Below are 23679 nucleotides of genomic sequence, written 5' to 3'. Positions count from 1 at the left end.
ATCCGGGGGTAAATAACCCATTAGCGGGGTAAGGTTTTATAAAGCACAAACCCAATGCCGGCAAAGATGATGTTGGGCAACCACACCGCAGCAACCGCAGGGATTTTGCCCGATTCGGCAATGCCTTTGGCCAGCATGAAAAAGAGCAAATACACAAACGCCAGAATAAAACCCAAAGCAATCTGCCACCCCGAGCCGCGTCGGCTTTTACGGGCTGATACCACTACGCCTATGATGGTCAGAATAATAAAGGCGAACGGGTGTGTAAAACGGGTGTATTTTTCGAGCAGGTACGTCTGAACGCCATCGGCACCGCGCAGATTGAGTAGGTCGATGTACTCATTTAACTGACTCAGGGTCAGCTCTTCGAAGCGATTTTTATCATTCTCAAAGTCTTTGGGACTCAGCGAAATGGCCGTATCTATCTTAACGCCTTGGGTCAAAAACTCTTTTTGACCTTCAAATTTCCGCACTTTATAGTCATGAATTTCCCATTTTTTCTTCTTGGGAGCCCACGTGATGCGGTCGGAAGTAAGTTTTTCTTTCAGTTGGTTGCCTTCGATGCGCTCCAAAGTAAACTTATAACCCGTTTGCGAGGTATTGTTGTAGCTTTCGAGGTAGGCGTAGGTAGTGGGCGCGACTTTTACGTGGAAATTCCGACGGTTGAAATAAAATTGTTCTTCGATGTATTTGTACTCAAAAGCCAACCGGATTTTGTTGGCGCGCGGAATGACCCAGCCTACCATGTAGAAAGTAAAAGCTGCCAATATGACCGAACCTACAAAATACGGAAACAAAATTCTGATAAAGCTGATACCACTGCTAAACATCGCGATGATCTCGGTACGGGCCGCGATACGCGCCGTAAAAAAAACCGTAGAAATAAAAACCAACAACGGACTCAGGTAATTGGCGTAATAAGGAATAAAATTGAGGTAGTAGTTTACGATAATTTCGTACGGCGTAGGGTTCGTTTTTCTGAAATTATCTACCTTTTCCGTGAAGTCAATCACGCAGATAATCAGCAGCGTGACAAGTACCGTAAATACGTAAGTGATTAAAAAATTCTTGAGAATATACCGGTCTAATATTTTCATGCAATAAGTCTTTCGTCGTATGTTGTCCGTCTTGCAGTACAACCCAAATCTCCACAAGTTATGCTTTGATTCGGTAAAGGTTGCTTTTTTTAGATTTTTTAACAAACAAAGCAACTTCCCCAAAGCCGAAACTTTTGGAAGTTGCTTTTGAAGGATTCTCGAAGACTTTCATATTTTTGAAAAGCCTTCTTATCTGATTTACTTTTTGTATTTTGTTAATCCTTCATCCAGAAAACGGGTAAATTCTTCGGCACTTGTATAACCGACGGGCTTGGTCAATAACTCGCCTTCGGGCGTGACCAAACAGTAAAACGGCTGGGCGTTGTTGTTGAATTTTGTAATCTGCAAGTCGGCATTTTTATCACCGATGGTCGTTTTTTCACGTTGGTCATACGTAGAAACAAACTGCTCTTCTTTGGGCAGTTCAGTCTTATCATCCACGTACAAAGAGGCAATCACGAAGTCTTTTTTAAGACGGCTCAACACCTCTGGCTGTGGCCAAACATTGGCCTCCATCTTGCGACAATTGGCACAATTGAAGCCTGTAAAGTCGATAAATACGGGTTTGCCCTGGGCTTTGGCCTCGGCCAATGCTTGCTCATAGTCAAAATAACCTTCCAATCCATGTGGTAAATGCGGCTTGCGGCGGCCCGATGCCGTCAAAGCAGGAGCCGAAGTTCCACCGCCAACGGCATTAGTAAGATAAAAATCCTGCGTTTGTTCGGGAGGCAACCACCCCGACAACGCCCGCAACGGCGCGCCAAACATACCCGGAATCATGTACACCACAAACGCAAACGTAGCCGATGAAATCAGCAAACGCGGAATCGTGATTCCTTTTACGGGTGAATCTTTATCCATCCGCAGTTTTCCCAAGACGTAAAAACCAATGATGGAGAACAGCACTATCCAAATAGCCAAAAACACCTCACGGTCAAGCACTTGCCACTGATAAGCTAGGTCTATGTTTGATAAAAATTTCAAAGCCAATGCAAATTCTAATAAGCCAAAAACGACTTTAAATTCATTGAGCCACCCGCCTGACTTAGGCAGACTTTTCAGGAATTTAGGAAACATGGCCAAGCCCGTAAACACCACCGCAAACGGCAGGGAGAAGAATATCATCCCCAACACTGGGCGCATCACTTCGTTGCCTTTAGAAGCCAAAATCAACAAAGAACCCGCAATCGGTGCCGTACATGAAAACGAAACCACCACCAACGTAAGCGCCATGAAGAAAATCCCGATGAGGCCCCCTTTATCGGCTTGTTTGTCCACACTATTGACGAAAGAGTTGGGCAATACTATTTCAAATAATCCCAAAAACGAGAGGCCGAAAAGAATAAACACTACAAAGAAAATTGCGTTGGGTGCCCAGTGGGTACTGATAAAATTGGCCGCTTGCGCACCGCCAACACGCGACACCAAAAAGCCCAACAACGTAAAAATGGCCACAATCGAAAGCCCGTAAACCAAAGCTTTGCCGGTGCCGTGCTCTTGCTTAGTGAAATAACTCACCGTCATGGGCATAATTGGGTAAATACACGGCATAAAAATAGACGCCAATCCCCCTAAAAAACACGCCAACAAAAAGCTCCAAAGAGATTCTTCAGGCTCCGAGACAGGAATGTCAGAGGAGATATTTTCCGCAGAAGCCGTGGCTTCGGCCTGAATAGTATCTGCTTTGGGTGTGGTGGCAGGTTGCGTATTTTCGGTCACCTGTGGCTCAACGGTTGGGGCGGTGGCCTCTACGGTTGGGGTTTCTGTATTAGATGCCGCGACTACTTTTAGCGTATTTATTTTAAAATCGGCAGTGCCCATCGTACAAAGTCCATCGTTTTGGCACGTTTGGTACGAAATAGCTACTTCAATCTGGGGTGCCACCTTTAGAATTTTCACTTTCTGGATAAAACTCCCTTTTCCTTCGGCCACGCTGGTATTTCCTCCCCATACTTCTTCGTAAAAATTATGGAACCCAACAGGTTTAATTTTTCCGATTAATTGATAACTATCATTGGGTTTAAAAGCAAACTCGGTAGGGTTAGGGCCTTCTTTGACCTCAAACTCCGTTGAATATAAATGCCAGGTGGGATCAATGTCTGCATTAAACTTTATCTCAATAACATCTCCAACTTTCACTTCTTTTTTAGGAACTTCAAACGACCATTTGGCATGGTTTTGAATCTGGGCAAAGGCGGAAATTGCCCCTACCAACAACAGCAAAACAGCAGCTATGCGCTTCATATATATTTGACAGATAACAGTTTACAAAACAGTTTTTACTTTTTATTTTTCACCAACGACTTGCCGTCTACTTTTCGTATCACTTCGTTCTTTAGAAACTTTACGCGCCAGAGTCCTAGTTTCGTGGCATCGTCGCCAAAACACTTTTGACAAATCATGTTTTGCACCGCAATCGGCGCATTGTAAATCAGCACCGAATCACCTAATTTCTGAATATTGGTGGATTGTGGGAGTTTGTTTTCGGCATTGTAAAGGTACGCATCCAACACCTCCTTTTCTTTAGCCGACAGTTGGCCGTTTTTCATGTCTTTCGTTCCTAAAAGCAGGATTTGAACTCCGTACAATTGCTCCAATGAGTCTATTTCAGCAATTCCCTGCAATTGGCACAACGCCGCAAGATTGGCGTTGGGCTTCTTGGCCTGCGCTTCCCAATCAAGCTGTGCCTGCTTCACAATCCGCTCACCCCAGTCATCTACGATGGTCACTACTTGGGGAGAAGTGACGCGTTTGATTTGCATACTTTTCATTCTCTCGACCGCTTCTTTGGAGCCTTCTACGCGCCGTTCGGGGTTGCAGGAGGCAAAAAACAGGCCAGTAATCAATATACTATAATGAATCAGTCGGTTGCTCACGGTTATTTTTACTTCAAAATTACAGGTTATTCTCGGCAAAATGAAAACGCCTCTTGCCGCCGTTTGGTTCAGGCAAAAAGTTTGTAACTTGCCATTGCCTATTTTTTCCGAACAAAAGACCACTACCCATACGCCATGAACACCTCTTTTAAAACCCTTCTTATCGACGATGAGCCGTTGGCCCGCGCCCGTTTGCGTCGGCTGTTAAACAAGTTTGAAGCAACGTTTGAAATCATCGGCGAGGCTGCCAATGGCGCAGAAGGCCTTACGCTGGTGGAAGAATTACAGCCCGACGTCATTTTTCTGGACATCGAAATGCCCCTAATGAACGGCTTTGAGATGCTTTCTCAACTGACGTTTATGCCGATGGTTATTTTTGCCACCGCCTACGACCAGTACGCAATACGGGCGTTTGAAGAAAACTCTATTGACTATTTACTCAAGCCCATTGAAAACGACCGACTGGAGAAAACGGTGGAAAAATTAAGAAAAAGGATGGCTTCACATCAAGAAGAAACCACTCAAAATACCTTCAATTCCAGTCTTTTACAGATTATTGAACAGTTTAAACCTAAAAAAGATTTACACACAATTTCGGTCAAGTTTGCCGATAAGATTTTATTGATTCCTCTAGATGAAATCAGCTATTTTGAAGCCGAGGATAAATATGTATTTCTAGCCACCAAAGAAGGACAAAAGTACCTAACAAGCTACACCGTGGCGACGTTAGAAGAAAAACTTCCCGACCATTTTACCCGCGTTAGTCGGTCGGCAATTCTTAATTCCCGCCATGTGCGAGAAATTCAGAAGCATTTTGACGGCAAATTCATTTTGGTTCTCAATGATAAAAAAGGCTCCAAAATTACCTCTGGGCAGTCATTTGCCGAAAATGTTCGCCGATTGTTTGAGCTCTAACAATCCCAGTGTTTCGTATTTCGATGATTAACAAATTAAAATAATCTAATTTTTCTTATTTTCTTCTTATTCATTTTGTATTGGACAACGTCGCAAAATTTTGCGTCTGTACAGGAATTTTGGTCAATTTCTCCAAAACATTTCATTTTGACAACGTTCCCGATAACGATTGCATAAATAAATCGGCTTTTATCTTTACAAAGTTTAATATCATCTATATATATTACAATACATTATACAATCTAATGGAAAGGTACTTTTTAAGGTTTTCTTAGAAAAATTCAAGAAGTCTGCTATGACAACCACAATTGCTTCTATCTCTCGCCGTCGCGGCCACCACTTTGGAATAGACCATTCTCAAAGCGCGGCGGCCCTTTATCAATTGCAATTTAACCCTTCCGACAAGATGCCTAAATACAAGCAAATTGTCCATTCGGTGATTAAGGATATTGAAAGGGGGGTTTTGCAAAAAGGGGATCAATTGCCTTCCATCAGCGAGCTGAGCATCGAATACCTTTTGGCCCGCGACACGGTAGAAAAAGCCTATCGGGAGTTGCGGGCGCGTGGTTACATCACCTCAGTACAGGGAAAAGGATATTATATTCAATCAAATCACGACAAAAAACTAAAAGTTCTGCTCATTTTCAACAAGTTAAGCTCCTATAAAAAAATCATTTACTACTCTTTTTTGAAAACATTGGGCGACAAAGCCACGGTAGATTTGGAGATTCATCACTACAGTGCGGGGCGTTTTCAGGAAATCATTGACAAGAATTTGGGCAAGTACAATTACTACATTGTAATGCCCCATTTTACGGAAGATTTAGACAAAGCTGATTATCTTCAAACGCTCAAAAGCATTCCTGCCAATGAGTTAGTGCTGCTCGACCGCGAAATCCCCGAGCTTCCACAACAGCCGCTCAGTATTTATCAACGTTTCGACAAAGACATCTTTGAAGCGCTGGAAAATGCCACGGATTTACTCTCAAAATATCAGCGAATGGTGCTGATTTTTCCGAGCGATGGCAATTATCCCCTCGAAATTGTGCGCGGATTTCGGAATTTCTGCATCAATTACCACAAAGAATTTGAAGTCAGAGAAAATAGTGACGAATCGGTGATTGAAACTGGAACGGCCTACATTGCCGTGGAAGAAAATGATTTGGCCGAGCTAATCAAAAAAGCGCGCCACGGCCAGCTTACCTTGGGGAATGACATTGGGGTAATATCGTTCAACGAAACCGCCCTCAAAGAGCTTCTGGACATTACGGTTATCACCACCGATTTTGAACTGATGGGCCAAACTGCGGCCACACTTTTAATTAATAATCAGCGCGTTAAAGTAAAAAATCCATTTTACATGATTCGGAGAGGTTCACTGTGAGGAAATCAAAAGATAACGCATGACATTGAGAATACCGTTTAGAGTTAAAAATGAATAATTATCGAAAGGAACAGATGAACAAAAGAATCCTGCGGATGTCCGCAGGATTTTTTTGTATTAACCTTTAGTTTTTTTATGCCAATGTAAGGAACCATTTGATGACCGCACCTAAAAAACCCCAAATCCTGACGAAAATCAGGACTTGGGAAACAAAACAGCTATCAGGTGGGTAAAACTACAATTTCGCTACTTCAGTGCCAGCCAACAGGAAACATCCTAAGCCAAAATCCTCATAATCGGGTTCTTTCTCGTAGCTCAACGGCTGCCCATCTTTGGGCTCTTTGCCCGTTCCTTGTACCCATCCTAAAAAGCCATTGGGATGTACGCAGTCTTTGAGCATGGCATTCATGGCCTTGGCTACGATGGGTTGATAGGTCTTTTTATCCAACAAGCCGTTGCGCATTCCCCACGCCATTCCGTACACAAACAGCGCCGTTCCAGTCAATTCTTTGCCGCCAAAATCTGTTTCATCGGTCAAACTTACATTCCAGAAGCCATCTGCGCGTTGTAACGGTGCAAGGGCGCGCATCATCTCCAAATAAGTCTTTTGGTACTCGTCGCGGTGGGGGGCGTCTTTGGGCATAATGTCCAACACTCGCACCAAAGCGGCCACCACCCAGCCATCCCCTCGCGACCAATAGCAATTTTTTCCTCCTGGAGTTTTGTAAGGTGGGTCAAAGTCTTTGTCACGCCACCAGAGCCCTTCGGCGGGGTTGTAAAGGCCCTTGTCGCCGTGCTGATTTTTGGTAAACATATACATCTCGTACATTTTTTCGTAATATCGATTGTCGTTGTACAGCACGCCCAATTTTGCAAAAACGGGCATGGCCATTTGCAGCGCATCTACCCACGACCAATCATCTTTTTTGTCACTGTTGACCATGTTATCCATACAGGCTTTGATGTCACGAATGCGCTCCTCTTTTTTATCCATGAGGTACAAATCTATGTAGGTTTGGCCGCAGCATTGGTCGTCGCCGTTGCGGGTGGTAATTCCATTGCGCAAACCCCATTTGTGCGCTTCTCCCCACAAAATGGCGTAGTTAAGATAGCTTTTTTGGGGGTCGAGTTTGTACAATGCCATCAGTCCTTCGTAGTATACACCCCGCGTCCAGATGTTGCTTGGACGCGTACGGTCCTTTCCCACGATAGGCTTACCCACATCAGGCCATTTGTTCATAAAATAAGCATTGGCCGACGTCATGGCTTTCAAAAGCTCCTTTTTTGGGGGGAGTTTTTGGGCCAAGGTCGTGGAAGCGATGAATAAAAGGCAAACGAAAAGCTTTATTGATTTCATAGATTATTGAATTTGAATGTTTATTTACGGCCTACCCAAACATTATCAATTTTGTAAGGCAGGTCATTTTCGTCTTCGCCAATTACTTCGCAATACTCCCAATGAAGGTTTTGTAAATGCTTTCCGAATTTTTCAATTGGTAATTCCTTGAAAATAGACGATTTATCAAAATAGTCTCGTCTATTAGCTTTTGCACAAACTACTTCACTGCGGATATATTCTTTTTCAAAAATCCATAGTTGCAAATCATAATCAGCACCTTGCTTTTGAAATTCACTCTCCCAATTTTCAAAAATCAGCACCATTTTTTTGGTGATTAATCTGAAATACCACAACGGCGGATTCGTTTTATTAAGCCTATAAAATGGGTCTATCCAGATTTTAACGTAATCACTATTCTGCTTTTCAAAGTGCTCTAAATCAGGCAAAACATTTGCTTCGAACCACTTTTCTATATGAATAATCCTACGTTTCCAGCCTCGTATTTTCATTAACCTTTATAATTTGATATTTCAATTCTCCCTATGCCAAAGCATCATTTTTTATTAACCACCTTGATTAAAGGTTTAGGTACTTTTTTCATACCAGTGCCCAAGTAATAGCTCGTATGAGGCGGCTGATTATAAGCTACATTTTGAGCCGCAATGCTAAGTCGGTAGTGTGGGTCGTGCATGAGCGTGACCAGGCGATGTTCGGTCGGGATGGTGGTCGAATAAATCCGCAAATTTTTGTTATCGTTGGTTCTAAAAATAACTTCTTCGCGCCAATCTCCGAATAAATCCGCGCTGAGCGCAGGCGTAGATTTGGTGCCATTATTAGAGGTACAACCTTCGGCGGTGAGCAGGCGACTGCCTTTGTATTTGTCGATGTGGTTTCCATCAAGCAATTCACGACCCAAATCACCGTCCCACCACGCCAGAAAATTAGCGGAACTAGGCGCTTCGCCAATATCTTCGCCTTTTATGCTTAGCAAGCGACTTTTGCCATCTACCATCATCCCACCCCACAGTTCTGCGCCCAAATGCACGGGATCAATGTCGGCAGCTACGCCTCGACCTACGTCTTTTCCTTCGGCGGTTCTAACCAAAGTTGCGCCTGTTTTGGCATCATACAGCGCCATGCCTGGGCGGGTAGCATCCTTATCTTTGTTTTCGTGAATGCCAAATACCTCCAATCCCTCATGCGTGGGGTCTAAGTCACTCACGTGGATGGCATCCCCGTGCCCAAAACCCGTTGTAAACAACCCTTTTCCATTATCATCCACGACCATTGCGCCGAATACAATTTCATCTTTGCCGTCTTTGTCTACGTCGGCAGCGGTGAGGTTATGATTTCCCTGTCCTTCGTATTGAGGAAAGCCATTTTTAGTATCAAATACCCAACGTGAGGTTAATTTTCCATTACGCCAATCCCAAGCTGCCAACACGGTACGGGCATAGTAACCTCGGCACATGACGACACTGGGTTGTTGGCCGTCGAGATAGGCTACACACGCCAAAAAGCGGTCCGCCCGATTACCGTTTCGGTCATTGTGTTCGGGGGTGCCCCAACTGTCAATCGGAAATCGGCTCGGCAAATATTCGGTTGAAGCCAGCGCTGCGCCCGTTTGCCCGTCAAAAATGGTAAAGAACTCGGCCCCTTCCAAAACTCTTCCTTGGGCATTTCGATAGTCTTTTGAAGCATCGCCGATGGGTTTTCCTTTGCCGTCCGTGGTGCCATCTGCAGTTTTGCAGGCAACTTCAGCTTTGCCATCTCCGTCTAAGTCATATACCATAAACTGCGTATAATGGGCGCCCGCGCGGATATTTTTACCCAAATCAATTTGCCACAATCGTATGCCGTTGAGTTTATAAGCATCTAAAAACACATTACCCGTGTAGCCATCTTGGGAATTGTCTTTGGCATTGGAAGGCTCCCATTTCAGGATGATTTCGTATTCGCCGTCGCCATCCAAATCCCCAACGCTTGCATCGTTGGCATTGTAAGTATAGGTTTTTCCGTCGGGGGTGGTACCGCCAGGAGGAATTTGCAAAGGAATTTCTAAGTAGGATTGTTTAAAACTTAATGCCGTTGCTGCATTTTTCTGTTCTAACCCTTTCAGCACCATTCGAATGCTGTAAACAGCCCCCTCGACGGGATTTTTGTCCGTAAAATTACTACTATCTATTGGCTTGGTATTTAGTTTTTCCTTGTTCCGATAGATATTAAAAGCTACACTTTCAGGGTCATTGCCTAACAGCCGCCAACTAATAAACATGCTTCCTTCGGCAGTAGGCACTGCTACAACACCTCGGTTGAGGGCTTCCATTTGCCGTTGAGCAAAGGTGTGGGTCAGTAACGTCAGGCAGCAATATACGGTCAGATGAATCCACTTCATATTCTTGCCATTATAGAGTAGGTGTTAAATAACATCAATGAATTTACTTCTTTTGTAACAACTGCACTGAGCTGTCATTGATTTCGAACTGCTTGTTTTTCAACAAACTAATCACCTCAGCTCCCGCCAAAATCACGGGCCCATAGCCATGCGCCGCAAAAGGGCTGATGGGACGATGGTAGTAAAAAGCAGGGTCAAAACCCATGCCTGTTCCTACACACGTTCCTTCTACTTGGCCTTTTTCATTCACTTTGGTTGCCACGGCATTCCATCCCAACAGCGTCATAGGTGCATACGCCAAGCCGTCAATCCAGCCTTTATTGATGGCACGAGCGATGGCATAAGTATAAATCGCCGTGGCCGACGTTTCCAGATAGGAATCTTCCTTGTTGAGCAATTGATGCCAAAAACCTGACCCTGATTGATAGGATGCCAATCCTTTGGCGTGCGCTTTCAACAAAGCCAAAATCGCAGGGCGCGATGGGTGATTTTCGGGCAACACGTCCAGCACTTCAACTTTGGTCAAAATCGCCCAACCATTGGCTCTGGCCCAGTGAAATTGCGGGTGCTCAGTCATGCCTTCGACCCAACCGTGCATGTATACACCTTTTTCTTTGTTAAACATCCGACCCGCAAATTGCAGTATTTGTTTAGCGGCTTCGTCGTAGTATTTTTTGTCGCCCGTCAGCTTGCCCATTTGCGCAAGTGCGGGTACGCCCATAAACATATCATCCAACCAAAGGGTATTGGGCTGGGGACGATTGCGGGCTAGCGTACCGTCTTTTAGTCGGTGTTCTTTGGTCAGAATATAATTAATGTGACTGTCAATCAACGGGCGCAAATTTGACTTATTCCCTTCACGAGTGGCCTTAATCATAGCAGCGCACATGGCCCCACAATCGTCCAAAGCATGGGGCATCAATAAACCACGCAGCGGACCTTTCGTTCCCCAATCTGCATGTTCTTCGGTCGTTTTTTTGAAGTACGGAGCGGCATTGGCGATAAAAGCCAATCGTTTATCCGTATATTCTTTGTAGCGATTATCTCCCGTTACCTGACTTGCCAACAACATACCTCCGTAGGTAACGCCCCATTCATAGCTAACCAAGCGATAATCGCCTTTTTGCAAGGCGGTATTTTCGTCAATTTTGGATAAATCGGTCAGGACTTCACCCGTTTTGGCATTGACAAAGGCAGCAGGAGTCACATTGTTTAAATATCCGTGAATTCTATCCAATACCCCCTTTACTTCCTCGGTTTTCACAATCCCGTAAGGTACTGGATAATCGGGTTGCAGCAAATGCAAAGGCGTATTGGAGTCATTGGCATTGGTCACGTTTCGTTGCGCCAAAAGGGGCGTTGTCAGGCATAATACCACTCCAAGCGCCGACAAATTTTGACTAGACAGCAGGGTTTTCATAGGTATAAAAGGGGAATAATCTTGGTTTTATTGGAAAGTTACAAAGTTGCGGGGAATTACGACATCAACATTCCCGTACCCACCTGTTTACGACTGCTATAAAAAAGCCCTCAACTTCGAAAGAAATTGAGGGCTTATCAAATTCATGCGTATTAGGTCCTTTCAGGACGACAAAAAATATAATTAGGCTTCTACCATACACGCACCGACGGTTACGTGGGAAGTTTCATCAATCAGAATAGCGGCGCCGTTGGCCCGATTTTTCAGGTATGAATCGTAGGCAAGCGGTTTTGCCGTGCGGAGCGTCACTTTAGCGATGTCGTTTAGCTTGAGGCTTTCGATGTCTTCCAAGTGCTCGTAATTGTTTACATCAATGCGGTATTCAATGCCTTTGACAGAGCAACGTACTAGGCTTGTTCCGTGTTGCAGGGTGTATTTATTACCCACTTTCAACTCTTTTCGGTCGTCCATCCAACAAATAGTGGCTTCAACGTCTTGACTCAAAATCGGCTGATTGCCCGCACCGCTGATTAAATCTCCCCGGCTGATGTCCACGTCAGTTTCCAGCAATATCGTTACTGATTGCGGAGCCGTAGCTTCTTCCACTTCTTCGCCATAGACTTCGATTCTGGCGATTTTGGAGGTTTGTTCTGAAGGCAAAACGGTAATAGAATCACCTTTTTTGAAAACTCCGCTTTGAATTCGTCCCGCATAGCCACGATAATCGTGTAATTCTTCGGTTTGCGGACGCAGTACGTATTGCACTGCCATACGTGCATCGGTCAAATTCAGGTCGTTCAGCACGTTGACATTTTCGAGAAAATGCAGCATTGTTTCGCCCGTATACCAAGGCATGGCTTCCGATTTATCCACAATGTTATCACCCGCCAACGCACTGACAGGGATGATTTTCAGGTCTTTAATACCAAGTTTATCCGCTAGTTTTTTGTATTCTTGGGCAATTTGCAGAAACGCATCTTCTGAATAACCCACCAAGTCCATCTTATTGACCGCTACCACAATATGAGGAATGCCTAACAAAGACGCAATCAACGAATGACGACGTGTTTGCTCCACCACTCCCTGCCGGGCATCAATCAAAATAATGGCCAAATCTGCATTGGAGGCCCCCGTTACCATATTGCGGGTGTACTGAATGTGACCGGGCGCATCAATGCTGATAAACTTGCGATTGGGCGTTTGGAAATATTTGTAGGCTACGTCGATGGTAATGCCTTGCTCCCGCTCCGAACGAAGGCCGTCGGTCAGCAGTGCTAAGTCAATTTCGCCGTCACCTCTGGTTTTGCTGGCGCGCTCTACGGCCTCCATTTGGTCGGCCAAAATGCTTTTTGTATCGTAAAGCAAGCGGCCAATCAACGTACTTTTTCCGTCGTCAACACTACCTGCGGTTATAAATCTTAGAATGTCCATTTGTTCAATTTACAGTTTACGTTTCACACGGGGTCGCCGGAGAGGTTTACAGTTAGTTCTATTTTTAGACCGTTCATCTGACTGTGAACTGCCTACTGTTGGCTGTAAACGCTAAAAATATCCTCCCTTTTTACGGTCTTCCATCGCCGCTTCGGTTTGTTGGTCGTCGATGCGGGTTTCGCCACGTTCGCTGATGCGCGTTGCTTTGATTTCGTTGACTACTTTCTCAATCGTATCGGCATCCGACTCTACCGCCGCAGTACAAGTCATGTCACCTACCGTGCGAAAACGAACGGTCTTGGTTACAATTACGTCGTTTTCATCTTTGAAAATAAAATCGGCATTGGCCAACAAATTACCATCGCGCAAAATCATTTCGCGTTGGTGCGAGAAATAAATGCTAGGCAACGGAATTTTTTCGCGCTCAATGTATGACCACACGTCGAGCTCGGTCCAGTTGGAAATCGGGAAGCAACGTACATTTTCGCCTTTGCTGATTTTGCCGTTAAACAAATTCCACAATTCAGGACGCTGACGCTTAGGATCCCATTGACCAAATTCATCGCGGAAAGAGAAGATACGCTCTTTGGCGCGGGCTTTTTCTTCGTCACGACGCGCCCCACCGATACACGCATCAAATTCAAATTCTTCGATGGTATCAAGCAATGTAAAGGTCTGAAGCCAGTTACGCGTAGCATTTTTACCCGTTTGCTCTTTCAGCCCTTTGGCTTTGATGGTATCTTCGACCTGACGTACAATCAACTTTGCTCCTACTTCATTGGCCAACCAATCACGGTACTGAGTTGCTTCAGGAAAATTATGTCCTGTATCGATGTGTACCAATGGAAAAGGGATTTTACCAGGAGCAAAGGCTTTTTGGGCCAAACGTACAAGGGTAATCGAATCTTTACCGCCCGAAAACAACAACGCGGGGCGCTCAAATTGCCCTGCCACTTCACGCATGATGTAAATGGCTTCGGATTCGAGTTGGTCTAAATAGTCCTGACGTTGGACAATAGACTCTGGACTTTGGATATTGGACATGATTTATCGTGTCTGATTTTGTAATTTACTTTTAAAAGAACGGGGGATTCCTTCTCTTCTATTTAGCGTGTAACCCACACTCTTTTTTGCTTTCATCTTCCCACCACCAGCGGCCTGCGCGGAAGTCTTCTCCTTCTTGGATGGCGCGGGTACAAGGGGCACAGCCAATACTTACAAACCCTTTATCATGCAGTGGGTTATAAGGCACATTGTGCGCCTTCACGTAGCTTTTTACTTGGTCGAATGTCCAAGGCAAAAGTGGATTGTATTTAAACAATTCATGTCCTCCGTCCCACTCAATGGCCTGCATATCAGTGCGGTTAGGTGATTGCTCCGCGCGGATACCCGTCACCCAAATTTTCACACCTTTCAGCGCACGATTCAAAGGTTCTACTTTGCGAATAAAGCAACACTCTTTGCGGTTTTCGATGGATTCGTAAAAACTCAAAGGCCCTTTTTCGGTCAGCAGTTGTTCAACGGCTTCGTTTTTGGGGAACATCACTTCGATTTTGGTATCGTAGCGATTATTGGTTTTCTGGAGCGTCAGATAAGTTTCGGGAAACATGCGGCCCGTATCTAGCGTAAAGATTCGGATGTCAATTCCATTGGCTAAAATCATATCCGTGATCACTTGGTCTTCATAGCCCAAGCTGGTCGAAAAAGCCACCTGTCCGGGAAACGTTTCGGCCAAAAGGCGCAATGCTTCCACTTCGGTTTTACCGTTGAGTAAACTAAGTAACGATTCTGTTGTATGTGTTTCGGTGAGTATCATGGGTACCGTTGCAATAAGTGTTCTTTTTTATAAATTCCTTTTTATCTAAACACACCCCGTCACTTCGTGACACCCCTCTCAAGAGGGGATTTTTTCTTTTTCAACTATCCAATCGTGAATTGTATTTAAGACAAAACTCATATTTTGTTTTATCTCTTTGTCGTCAAATCTTAGAAATTGTATTCCAAAGCTTTCTATTTTTCGTTGACGAATTTCCTCATTCACGGCTACTTCTTCCCACGTATGACTGATTCCATCAATTTCAATTACTAACATCAGCTCATGACAAAAAAAGTCAACGATATAATTGTCAATCGGTTTTTGTCGGTGAAAGTCGTACCCTCTCATTTTTTTCCCCTTCAATTCAAGCCACAATAACACTTCTGATAAAGTACTATTATTTCGTAATTGTCGGGCTATTTCTTTGAGTTTAGGGTTGTACGGAATGATTTGACGACGTTCCATAATTGCTAATTTCACACACCCCGCCCTACGGGCACCCCTCTCAAGAGGGGAATCAGCGACAATCCCCTCTTGAGAGGGGTGCGGCTTTAGCCGCGGGGTGTGTAGATAATAAAATTAATGAGAAACAACTTATTTTAGCATTTCGATAATTCAACAGCTAACTTATTTTATTTCTAACCACCACTTCATCGTTTCTAATTTCTCTTTTTCAACTTTAGTTAATACAGCTTCATTGGAAATGCTTTCTAAAGTGTGTCTACATATTTCTATACCATAGTTTTCTTTAAACCAAAATGGAACCTCTTCTACACTTTTATTCCAATTGCTTAAAATTTTTTTTAGAATAATTTCAAGGGCAACATCTGTTTTAGGTTTAATTTCTTTCAAAATTTGCCCTGCAAACTCTTGATCTAAAATTTCAGTTTCCCTTCTATTATTATTCTCAAAAACTTTAATTAGACCCTCAATTAGTAGTTCATCAGGCACGTTTGATAAAATTTTCATCAACTGTCTAATTCGCAAATCTCCAATTTCAGGGTATTTGTCTACTGAAATATAAATCTCATTAGTCAATTCGCTTGCTGTAAGCGGGAATTTCATATCTGAAAACTAATTTCTATCTATATCTTCTCCGCAATCACTTCTGCGCTCACCACTGCCGCCTGCGTAAAGTCTTCAATCAAGTCTTCTACAGCTTCTAAGCCTACTGAAATACGAATCAGGCCTTCCGTAATACCCAAAGCCGCTTTTTCGTCGGGTTTGAGTTTGGAGTGAGTGGTCGTAAATGGATTGGTGATAATGGTACGCGTATCGCCCAAGTTTGACGACAAGGTTGGGATAGTCAACGCTTTCATAAACGCACTCACGCGTTCAAAACCACCTTCCAATTCAATGGTCACAATGGCGCCGCCCGCGTTCATTTGCGCTTTGGCAAGCTCATATTGGGCGTGGCTTGGCAAATACGGATAATTTACTTTTTTCACTTCGGGCAATGCCTCCAAGGCTTCGGCTAAACGCAACGCATTTTGGCTGTGGCGCTCCATGCGTAATTCAAGCGTTTCGAGGCTTTTGCTCAATGTCCACGCATTAAATGGCGACATAGAAGGGCCAGTATGGCGACAAAAAAAGCGAATCGGGGCAATGTATTCAGCTTTTCCAACCACAACTCCTCCCAATACACGCCCCTGCCCATCCATAAATTTGGTGGCAGAGTGTACAATCAAATCTGCACCAAAATCCGCGGGCGTTTGAATGATGGGGGTGGCAAAGCAATTGTCAACGTTGAAAATCAGGTTGTGTTTTTTACAAATCCGACCAATCATAGCCAAATCGACCAACTCCAAACCAGGATTAGATGGGGTTTCTAAGTACACCATCCGGCTATTGGGCTGCACGGCGGCCTCCCACTGTTCTTCAGAAGCATCGGCATCCAAGTACGTATAAGTAATACCCCACTTCGCAAAAATCTGCGTAATAATCTGATGCGCCGACCCAAACAACGCACGGCAGGCAATGATATGATCCCCCGACTTGAGAATTCCCGCCATACTTGCAAATACCGCCGCCATGCCAGTGGCGGTAGCAAGACCATCTTCCGCACCTTCCAGCATACACACTTTATCGACAAACTCCTGAACACTGGGGTTTGAAAAACGGCTGTAAATATTACCCTCCTCGGTTTCATCAAAGAGCGCCTTGCCTTGCTCAGCCGACTCAAATGAGAAACTGGAAGTAAGAAACAATGGCGTCGAATGCTCGCGGTATTGCGTCTTTTTGGTTTGGATGCGGATTGCTTTCGTCTTACGTTGCATACTTTTCTTGAGAATTTAGACTTACGATTTGTACACCAAATAATATGGAAAACACACCAAGTCTTTTAAATGACCTAATTGAGCTAGGCCGTAAAATTACACATTTACTATAAAATAGCTTTCAATACAACCCTTAATCCTAGGAATATCACCAATAAACCCACAATCACCATCAATGGTCGGCGGTTCACTCGATTTACTAGATAAGCACCAAGCGGAGCAGCTATCATGCCTCCAAGCATCAACCCCAATACAACCTGCCAACTATTGATACCTTCAAAAAGAAGAAATGTAACCCCACTGGCAAACGCAACGGCAAATTCAGCAGCATTGACCGAACCAATGGTATAGCGTGGGTCGCGGCCACGGCCAATGAGCGTAGAAGTCACAATCGGACCCCAACCTCCCCCACCAACGGCATCCATAAAACCACCGAAAATGGCTAAAACACCTAATCTTTTTGTTGGCTTTTTAACATTATTCTTTTTGATTCCTTTACTCACAATAATACAGCCCAACACCACCATGTAAGCCGAGATAAAAGGCTTAATAACGTTGCCATCTATTACATCTGAAAGTAAATAAGCACCGATTACTGAACCGATTACACCAGGAATCAATAAAGTTTTGAATAGCTTTTTATTGATATTTTTGAATTTGAAGTGTGAAATGGCCGAAGCGCCCGTGGTAAACATCTCTGATAAGTGAACACTCGTGCTACTTACCGCTGGAGGAACGCCTAAGGTCAATAAAAAAGACGTTGCCGTAGCGCCGTAGCCCATGCCCAACGCACCATCTACCAACTGAGCCATAACTCCAACCATCAGGTAAAACGCCAAATCTGAATTAAAACCCGCTTTAAAAGATTCCAAAGTAAAACTTCCAGCGTGTTTGTAGATAAGGTATCCTATGATAATGGTCAAGAGCGCAATGGGTATACCAACCCACAGCCAATCTTCAATATCTCTTGGTTTCTCGACAGGAATAACTGGTGGTTTTGTCATGGAGCTCATAGCCGTTTCTGAAATTTATGCTGGTAGAACAATTCCTGCGATTAGTTTGAAAGATAAGCAGAAGTTTAAACACCTAATACCAGATATAGTATATTGATTATGTAGAGAAATTAATATAAATTAAATGCCGCTTTTTGGGGCGGCATTACAAAAGTAGGAGCAATAGTTAAAAAGTCCAAGAAATGAGCTTAAAAACTTATTAAATTCTTACAAAAATCCGATTTCGGTACATCCAGCGCAAAATCAGCCACTCGACTAAAAGAATCAATCCACCCCTAACCAAGGACTCATACGTGATTCCAAACACCTGGTCGTAGGTTTGAGATACATGCGTTTGAATAGAGTGATGAATAAACTCTACTATGGTATGGGAGATAACATAGGCGGCAATGGAATTGGTGCCAATAATTATCAACCAAATAAATGCTTTTCGCCACCCCTGTATATCTACCAACCAGTAAAAAGCTGCGAGCAGCACAAAACACCATCCACCGCTAAACAGCACCCAAGTAGGCGTCCAAATACGTTTAACATTGGGACAAATACCCAGCCAGCTGAGAAGAGAACCCACCACCAAAAGGGCTACGCCTAAGGTCGCAAACCGCTTCACTTTTTCCATCGGCTCCGAATCTGATTTGAGCCATTGACCCGCCAACAGCCCTAAAATCATTGTACCCAACGTTGGAATAAAGCTTAACGTAGAATACCCTCCGCCATTTCTAATGAAAGGTTTCTCACGAGGAAAAAGGTTCATAAACCATTGGTCAAATGCCCATGCCGCATTGGTATTTTTGTTCCAATGAGCCGCAAACCCCTTTAAATTATGTTCCCAATCGGCAGTAACACCCACCGCCGCATAATCAAAATCGGCCCCTGGAAGCGGGTAAACGGCAAAGAAAAGCCAATAACCTACCAAAATAGTGCCCAAAGCAATGAGTTGGGTACGGAATGTGCGAAAACCCAGCCAAAATAAAACGGGGTAACCCAAGCCAATTTGCGTGAGTGTATCTTCAAACGTAAAATTGGTTTGTTCGCGGTGCATAGAACGCAGAAAAATTCCGAGAAAAATCAGAATCAACGAGCGCTGAATGGTGTGCCCAAACATGGCTCCGAAGTTTTGCCCTTTAGCCATCCTACTCGCAATAGAATACGGCAATGCCACACCCACCAAAAACGAAAACGACGGCTGAATCAAATCATGCAACGAACAACCCACCCATTCGACGTGGTCTTGGTTATAGGCCAAAAACGCCCAAAAAGAGCTATCGGGCAGGGCTTTGGAAATATGACCGAATTCGAGCACTTCGGCCATCATCAAAAACATAACAAAACCTCGGTAAGCATCTACCGACGAGATACGGACGGGCAAAGTGGGCGCCATAGCGTTAAGAAAAAGTTTAGGAACATAACAGGGTTTGTATACCTAAAGTAAACAAAAGTGAATTTATAACTTATAGGCGAACTATGCTGTAACATCCCCTGTTTTTGATACTACTGAATTTCAATCCGTTGATACCTTTTCTCGCCCTAAAAAAAATGATTATCAGCTTCGTTTTTGTCCTGTCGCTGGCAGGAGGTTTTTATTTCTTTATGTATGAGCGTTTTACGTGGGAGATAAGCGGCTATCGTTCTAACCCTGATTTAAAAACCGTTCGACCTGATTGGAAAGGCAACCCCGTAAATCCGCAGGGACGTTTTTTGAACGAAAACTTGGAGCCGTTGCCTGGATTTAGTGATTTATTGAAATGGCAACGCGAACCCAATCCCCAAAAAGCCGAGAAAAAAACGGATACGTTTCGCTTGAAAGTGACAAAAAACAGTGATTTCCTGAGCAACAACGAAGATTGTGTCGTGTGGTTAGGTCATGCTACGTTTTTTATTCGGCTCAACGGCGTCCGAATTTTAACCGACCCTGTGCTGGAAAGTCCCTCCGCGCTGATGAAACGGTATTCGGCATTGCCCGTGGCGGTTTCGGAATTAAAGGATATGGATTACATCATCGTCTCGCACGACCACCGCGACCATTGCGACGAAAAAAGCCTCAAAACGTTGGCCCCCCAAAACCTAAATGCCACTTATTTGACGGGTCTTGGGCTAGATACTCTGCTCAATAATTTTACAAAAAACCCTAACATTCAGGCGGCGGGCTGGTACCAAACCTACCAAACGGATACTTCTAAAATTGAAATCATCTATTTGCCCGCCCGTCACTGGGCGCGGCGTTATTTAAACGACACCAATAAAAATCTATGGGGGGCGTATTTGATTCGAGCCAATGGCAAAAGTATTTATTTTGGCTCAGATTCGGGCTACGGAACGCACTATCAGGATTTTGCCAAGTATTTTGGCGGGGTTGATGTGGCCTTGTTGGGGGTTGGTGCTTATAAACCCGAATGGTTTATGTCTGCCAGTCACGCCGGGCCAAAGGATGCCGTACGAGCAGCCCACGAAATGAAAGCAAAACGAATGATTCCGATGCACTACGGCACGTTCGATTTGTCAGATGAACCCTTGGGAGATTGCTACCGCTCGCTCCAAAAATTGCAGAAAGCGCCCCAGAATCAGGGATTAATTCAGTTGGCGGGCGTTGGAGAAGTGATAAAGTTGTAGACTTGGAAGGAATTATAAAAAAATCCTCGGCAAAGCTTAAAGCCTTGCCGAGGATAAATCAAGCTATAAAAATTAATTCACCGTAGTTTTGAAGGCTTTTTTCGCGGCCAAATCGTGGGCCGTATCGTAGTATGAACGTAGATTTCCCCAGTCAAATACATCCGAAATATTCTCTACTTTGTTACGCTGTTGAATACGCTCACGCAAGTTCATACGTACAAATTTGAACATGATATTTGCCAATTGGTCGGCGGCCTGATCAAAGTTTTGTGTTTTGCGATTGATCACATAAATACCTCGGTTTTCGTAATCACGCATGATTTGCATGATAAAATCACCGAAACCCGACAAATCGCTCGTAACGGTTGGAATACCGCGTACTACGCACTCCAACGGCGTATAGCCCCACGGCTCGTAGTAGCTTGGAAAAATCCCCAAGTGACATCCTCGCACAAATTGGCCGTAATCCAATCCAAAAAGTGGATTTGTGGAGGCAATAAAATCAGGATGGTACACGATTTTGACGCGGTCTTGCTCATGGTTTTTGAGGCCCGAACGCTCGCAATATTCCGTGATAGAGTCAGGTTGTTTTAGGTCGTGGGTTACGTAAGGCGGCAAGCGTTTTGTTTTCCAAGTTTGAATGGTCCGCCGGAGACGCAAGCGCCAATATTCATCTACAAATTGGTTCAAATCAGGCAAATGATGGTCGGTAGAAGAAGCCGAAGCCAAAAATAATTTATCGCCCAATTGCTTTTCAATTGCTTCGCAGGTATCCTGTATTTCACCCAAAACTGCTCTTGACTGAAGCACGTCTGGGTTGATAGAATGATAAGGTTGACGCGTCACGATAAACATCACCACCGTCATATCCATCTTGGCTTGCACCATTTTCCAGTTCAACCGCGCCAAGGCTTCCATCGTAATATCGTAGCCTTTATTGACAAATTCATAGCGGCCCGACGTGAAGAAATAAAGCGTTTTGTCAAGATTGAAAGAATAGCTTTGGAAAAAGTGACCCATGATAAACCGATGGATATTTTCCTTGTACTTCATGTGTAGGTTCTGAAACTCGTGTACTGCCGCAAAGCGCTGAATATTAAGACCATTTGGCAACACCAAGTCGGGATATTTCCCTAAAAACACTTCACATTCACGGGCCGTTACGTCGCTGACGGTGGTACTCACGTGGGCGCTCAGGTAGGCCAGGCGTTCGATGGTAGCCTGGGCCTCAATGGCGTAGTACCGCGCCTCATGCTGCCAATCAAAGGAAGGAAGTTTGGTGTAGAAATCACGCTCGTTGGAAGCGATATACCGCCCCAACATAGTGGCATGAGTGGTAAATATGGTCGCAATCCGAACATCATCTTTACGCAAATCTGGCAGTCCCGAGCTCGCCATCCATTCGTGGAAATGGGCCGTAATTTCAAATTTCTTGGCGTAATCTTCCGCAAACTGGGTCAGAAAAACCCGCACCATTTCGCCAAAGCCCAGCGTTTGATTGACCAAATCTTCAATATTGACCGTCGAGATTTTATGCCGCTCCCATAGACCATATTTTATACGGTCTAGCTGCGCCGCTACACTTCTAATGTCAAACAGTACCACGCGAGGTTTTCCGGTAATGAGCCAGTAGCCATATTCGACCACAAATCCCGCCTCGCGCATCTTTTCTACGGTCTGATAAATCCCCGACCCGTCGTCTGAAGTGATAGGCTCATATTCTGTTAAAGCACGCTGGGGGAAATAAGGCCCCAAGCATACATAATCATCCCCCCATTGGTCGACCATTGCAGGGACTTTACTCCGAATTACGGTATAAATTCCTCCCACTTGGTTGCAGACTTCCCAAGCGACTTCAAATAAGAGGGCTTTTTTAGGTTTCTTTTCCACGATTAATGAAGATTTTTAATGTACAATTTTTAATTTAAAATGTACAATTTTACAGTTTTGAATTGCAATAATAATGTTTATTTGCTTTTATTCAAGGAAAACAAACACTAAGGATAAAGTTGATTGAAATACTTACAACATGCGTCAGGAAGGTTTTTAGCTCTGTTTTTTCAAAAGATACCTTACGCTTTATTTGACAGCCTCCAAAAATCCCCTCTCAACCACCTCATTTTCATTAAGGTGGTTTTACTATCTAAAAATAGATTTGCCCGTTACACTACTTAATTATTTGATATTATTTTATCGGCAACTATTTTGACGAGTCTATTTTCTAATAGCATTCTAATATTCTCAGCAAGAATATCATAGTTCCTAAAGATAATGCCCATATCGTTCAATAAAGGCATAAATGGAAAAAAAATAAAATTTCTTTCCCAACAATACTATAAAAAATAATGGCACTATCCCTCATCATTACGGGGATTTTTAGAAGTTTTCTCGGCCTTCACACTTAAACAAATAACCAACTCCTTTGAGGGTGACAATTTCGAGCGCGGGGTCTTCGCGCAGATAGTCGCGTAGGCGGGTGATATAGACGTCTAAATTACGGGAATTGAAGAAAGAATCATCGCCCCAAACCCGCATCAAAATATCGCGCCGAGGTACCGTGAAGTTGCGGTTTTCGGCCAATATAGAAAGCAGTTCCGTTTCGCGGTGCGAGAGTTTGCGCAGACTATCGGCGCGGTGAAGTTCGTACTTGTGAGGATAAAAAGTATAGCTACCAAGCATAATATTGCCATTTGGAGCAGCTAAGACGGGCTTAGCGTTGGTCAACTGAAGTAAATTCTGAATCCTGACAATCAGTTCCTCCATGCTAAAAGGCTTCCGAACATAGTCATTTCCTCCCGCCTGAAACCCTTTCAGCACGTCTTCGGTTTGGGTTTTGGCGGTCAGAAAAATAATGGGCATTTCAGGAGCCAATTGACGAATATCCTGCGCCAATGCATAGCCGTCTCGGTGCGGAAGCATGACATCCAACACACATATAACGGGCTGAAATACTTTAAATTGGGCAAGTACATCTCGGCCATCAGCTACCATGCACACCTCAAATTGGCGGCTTTCGAGGCTTTCTTTTACAATTTTCCCTAAAAAGGGCTCATCTTCTACATACAGAATCTTGGTCATAGTTTGTTATGGGCGGAGGCGAGCCCCGC

General features: G+C 44.1%; 20 protein-coding genes. 3 read left to right on the top strand and 17 right to left on the bottom strand.

Annotation, left to right across the window (positions count from 1 at the left end; genetic code table 11):
• Positions 1–20: 20 nt before the first annotated feature.
• The 3 genes from DR864_RS19505 to DR864_RS19495 form a co-directional block, all read right to left on the bottom strand.
• Positions 21–1097: an LptF/LptG family permease gene (locus DR864_RS19505; protein ID WP_114068538.1), complete on the bottom strand. Its 1077-nt coding sequence runs from the start codon at positions 1095–1097 to the stop codon at positions 21–23.
• 198 nt (positions 1098–1295) lie between these two features.
• A complete protein-coding gene (locus DR864_RS19500; protein ID WP_114068537.1) occupies positions 1296–3341 on the bottom strand; it encodes a protein-disulfide reductase DsbD family protein in 2046 nt (681 codons plus the stop codon).
• A 35-nt stretch (positions 3342–3376) separates the two neighbouring features.
• The gene (locus DR864_RS19495) at positions 3377–3973 is read right to left on the bottom strand and encodes a hypothetical protein (RefSeq protein ID WP_162793966.1); all 597 of its coding nucleotides are present in this window, start codon (positions 3971–3973) and stop codon (positions 3377–3379) included.
• A gap of 135 nt (positions 3974–4108) precedes the next feature.
• Here DR864_RS19495 and DR864_RS19490 point away from each other — a divergent pair, with 135 nt between their 5' ends.
• Positions 4109–4888 (top strand): LytR/AlgR family response regulator transcription factor, encoded by a 780-nt coding sequence (locus DR864_RS19490; RefSeq protein ID WP_114068535.1) that lies wholly within the window; start codon positions 4109–4111, stop codon positions 4886–4888.
• 295 nt (positions 4889–5183) lie between these two features.
• Complete coding sequence (locus tag DR864_RS19485) at positions 5184–6272, top strand: GntR family transcriptional regulator (protein WP_114068534.1); 1089 nt, start codon at positions 5184–5186, stop codon at positions 6270–6272.
• A 235-nt stretch (positions 6273–6507) separates the two neighbouring features.
• Here the strand turns inward: DR864_RS19485 and DR864_RS19480 are convergent, their stop codons facing one another.
• The 12 genes from DR864_RS19480 to DR864_RS19425 all read right to left on the bottom strand — a co-directional run bounded on the left by DR864_RS19480 (position 6508) and on the right by DR864_RS19425 (position 19343).
• The gene (locus tag DR864_RS19480) at positions 6508–7629 is read right to left on the bottom strand and encodes a glycoside hydrolase family 88/105 protein (RefSeq protein ID WP_114068533.1); all 1122 of its coding nucleotides are present in this window, start codon (positions 7627–7629) and stop codon (positions 6508–6510) included.
• Between the two features lie 20 nt (positions 7630–7649).
• Positions 7650–8120, bottom strand: coding sequence for a hypothetical protein (locus DR864_RS19475; protein WP_114068532.1), 471 nt, complete (start codon positions 8118–8120; stop codon positions 7650–7652).
• A 44-nt stretch (positions 8121–8164) separates the two neighbouring features.
• Complete coding sequence (locus DR864_RS19470; protein WP_114068531.1) at positions 8165–10006, bottom strand: rhamnogalacturonan lyase; 1842 nt, start codon at positions 10004–10006, stop codon at positions 8165–8167.
• 43 nt (positions 10007–10049) lie between these two features.
• Positions 10050–11426 carry a glycoside hydrolase family 88/105 protein gene (locus DR864_RS19465; RefSeq protein ID WP_114068530.1) on the bottom strand — a complete coding sequence of 459 codons (1377 nt, stop codon included), beginning with the start codon at positions 11424–11426 and terminating at the stop codon, positions 10050–10052.
• A gap of 183 nt (positions 11427–11609) precedes the next feature.
• Positions 11610–12857, bottom strand: a complete 1248-nt coding sequence (locus tag DR864_RS19460; protein ID WP_114068529.1) for a sulfate adenylyltransferase subunit 1 — start codon at positions 12855–12857, stop codon at positions 11610–11612.
• A 111-nt stretch (positions 12858–12968) separates the two neighbouring features.
• Positions 12969–13901: a sulfate adenylyltransferase subunit CysD gene (gene cysD / locus DR864_RS19455; RefSeq protein WP_114068528.1), complete on the bottom strand. Its 933-nt coding sequence runs from the start codon at positions 13899–13901 to the stop codon at positions 12969–12971.
• A gap of 58 nt (positions 13902–13959) precedes the next feature.
• Positions 13960–14673: a phosphoadenylyl-sulfate reductase gene (locus tag DR864_RS19450; RefSeq protein ID WP_114068527.1), complete on the bottom strand. Its 714-nt coding sequence runs from the start codon at positions 14671–14673 to the stop codon at positions 13960–13962.
• 78 nt (positions 14674–14751) lie between these two features.
• Positions 14752–15138 carry an endonuclease domain-containing protein gene (locus DR864_RS19445; RefSeq protein WP_114068526.1) on the bottom strand — a complete coding sequence of 129 codons (387 nt, stop codon included), beginning with the start codon at positions 15136–15138 and terminating at the stop codon, positions 14752–14754.
• A gap of 162 nt (positions 15139–15300) precedes the next feature.
• Positions 15301–15738, bottom strand: a complete 438-nt coding sequence (locus DR864_RS19440; RefSeq protein ID WP_114068525.1) for a hypothetical protein — start codon at positions 15736–15738, stop codon at positions 15301–15303.
• A gap of 20 nt (positions 15739–15758) precedes the next feature.
• A complete protein-coding gene (locus DR864_RS19435; RefSeq protein ID WP_114068524.1) occupies positions 15759–16949 on the bottom strand; it encodes a trans-sulfuration enzyme family protein in 1191 nt (396 codons plus the stop codon).
• Between the two features lie 107 nt (positions 16950–17056).
• A complete protein-coding gene (locus DR864_RS19430) occupies positions 17057–17953 on the bottom strand; it encodes a sulfite exporter TauE/SafE family protein (RefSeq protein WP_229599420.1) in 897 nt (298 codons plus the stop codon).
• A 208-nt stretch (positions 17954–18161) separates the two neighbouring features.
• Positions 18162–19343 carry an acyltransferase family protein gene (locus DR864_RS19425; protein ID WP_114068522.1) on the bottom strand — a complete coding sequence of 394 codons (1182 nt, stop codon included), beginning with the start codon at positions 19341–19343 and terminating at the stop codon, positions 18162–18164.
• 155 nt (positions 19344–19498) lie between these two features.
• Between DR864_RS19425 and DR864_RS19420 the strand changes: the two genes are divergently transcribed.
• The gene (locus tag DR864_RS19420) at positions 19499–20572 is read left to right on the top strand and encodes an MBL fold metallo-hydrolase (RefSeq protein ID WP_114068521.1); all 1074 of its coding nucleotides are present in this window, start codon (positions 19499–19501) and stop codon (positions 20570–20572) included.
• A 72-nt stretch (positions 20573–20644) separates the two neighbouring features.
• On the opposite strand, the gene DR864_RS19415 is transcribed toward DR864_RS19420, so the two are convergent.
• On the bottom strand, positions 20645–22462 hold the full coding sequence (locus DR864_RS19415) for a glycosyltransferase family protein (RefSeq protein WP_114068520.1): 1818 nt from the start codon (positions 22460–22462) through the stop codon (positions 20645–20647).
• A 486-nt stretch (positions 22463–22948) separates the two neighbouring features.
• Entirely contained in the window at positions 22949–23650 is a 702-nt protein-coding gene (locus DR864_RS19410; RefSeq protein ID WP_114068519.1) for a response regulator transcription factor, read from the bottom strand.
• Between the last annotated feature and the right edge of the window lie 29 nt (positions 23651–23679).

It is taken from the genome of Runella rosea (genome assembly GCF_003325355.1).
In the GTDB taxonomy this organism is placed as follows: Bacteria; Bacteroidota; Bacteroidia; order Cytophagales; family Spirosomataceae; genus Runella; species Runella rosea.
Note: the sequence above shows the minus strand (reverse complement) of the source record. Positions and strands in the feature narration are given on the sequence as shown.

What these genes read in the sequence shown, in the direction of transcription:
- DR864_RS19465 (WP_114068530.1), bottom strand. Translation starts at nt 11,426, where the DNA reads ATGAAAACCCTGCTGTCTAGTCAAAATTTGTCGGCGCTTGGAGTGGTA.
- DR864_RS19430 (WP_229599420.1), bottom strand. Translation starts at nt 17,953, where the DNA reads ATGACAAAACCACCAGTTATTCCTGTCGAGAAACCAAGAGATATTGAA.
- DR864_RS19435 (WP_114068524.1), bottom strand. Translation starts at nt 16,949, where the DNA reads ATGCAACGTAAGACGAAAGCAATCCGCATCCAAACCAAAAAGACGCAA.
- DR864_RS19480 (WP_114068533.1), bottom strand. Translation starts at nt 7,629, where the DNA reads ATGAAATCAATAAAGCTTTTCGTTTGCCTTTTATTCATCGCTTCCACG.
- DR864_RS19425 (WP_114068522.1), bottom strand. Translation starts at nt 19,343, where the DNA reads ATGGCGCCCACTTTGCCCGTCCGTATCTCGTCGGTAGATGCTTACCGA.
- DR864_RS19420 (WP_114068521.1), top strand. Translation starts at nt 19,499, where the DNA reads ATGATTATCAGCTTCGTTTTTGTCCTGTCGCTGGCAGGAGGTTTTTAT.
- DR864_RS19475 (WP_114068532.1), bottom strand. Translation starts at nt 8,120, where the DNA reads ATGAAAATACGAGGCTGGAAACGTAGGATTATTCATATAGAAAAGTGG.
- cysD (WP_114068528.1), bottom strand. Translation starts at nt 13,901, where the DNA reads ATGTCCAATATCCAAAGTCCAGAGTCTATTGTCCAACGTCAGGACTAT.
- DR864_RS19470 (WP_114068531.1), bottom strand. Translation starts at nt 10,006, where the DNA reads ATGAAGTGGATTCATCTGACCGTATATTGCTGCCTGACGTTACTGACC.
- DR864_RS19505 (WP_114068538.1), bottom strand. Translation starts at nt 1,097, where the DNA reads ATGAAAATATTAGACCGGTATATTCTCAAGAATTTTTTAATCACTTAC.
- DR864_RS19460 (WP_114068529.1), bottom strand. Translation starts at nt 12,857, where the DNA reads ATGGACATTCTAAGATTTATAACCGCAGGTAGTGTTGACGACGGAAAA.
- DR864_RS19410 (WP_114068519.1), bottom strand. Translation starts at nt 23,650, where the DNA reads ATGACCAAGATTCTGTATGTAGAAGATGAGCCCTTTTTAGGGAAAATT.
- DR864_RS19485 (WP_114068534.1), top strand. Translation starts at nt 5,184, where the DNA reads ATGACAACCACAATTGCTTCTATCTCTCGCCGTCGCGGCCACCACTTT.
- DR864_RS19450 (WP_114068527.1), bottom strand. Translation starts at nt 14,673, where the DNA reads ATGATACTCACCGAAACACATACAACAGAATCGTTACTTAGTTTACTC.
- DR864_RS19500 (WP_114068537.1), bottom strand. Translation starts at nt 3,341, where the DNA reads ATGAAGCGCATAGCTGCTGTTTTGCTGTTGTTGGTAGGGGCAATTTCC.
- DR864_RS19445 (WP_114068526.1), bottom strand. Translation starts at nt 15,138, where the DNA reads ATGGAACGTCGTCAAATCATTCCGTACAACCCTAAACTCAAAGAAATA.
- DR864_RS19440 (WP_114068525.1), bottom strand. Translation starts at nt 15,738, where the DNA reads ATGAAATTCCCGCTTACAGCAAGCGAATTGACTAATGAGATTTATATT.
- DR864_RS19490 (WP_114068535.1), top strand. Translation starts at nt 4,109, where the DNA reads ATGAACACCTCTTTTAAAACCCTTCTTATCGACGATGAGCCGTTGGCC.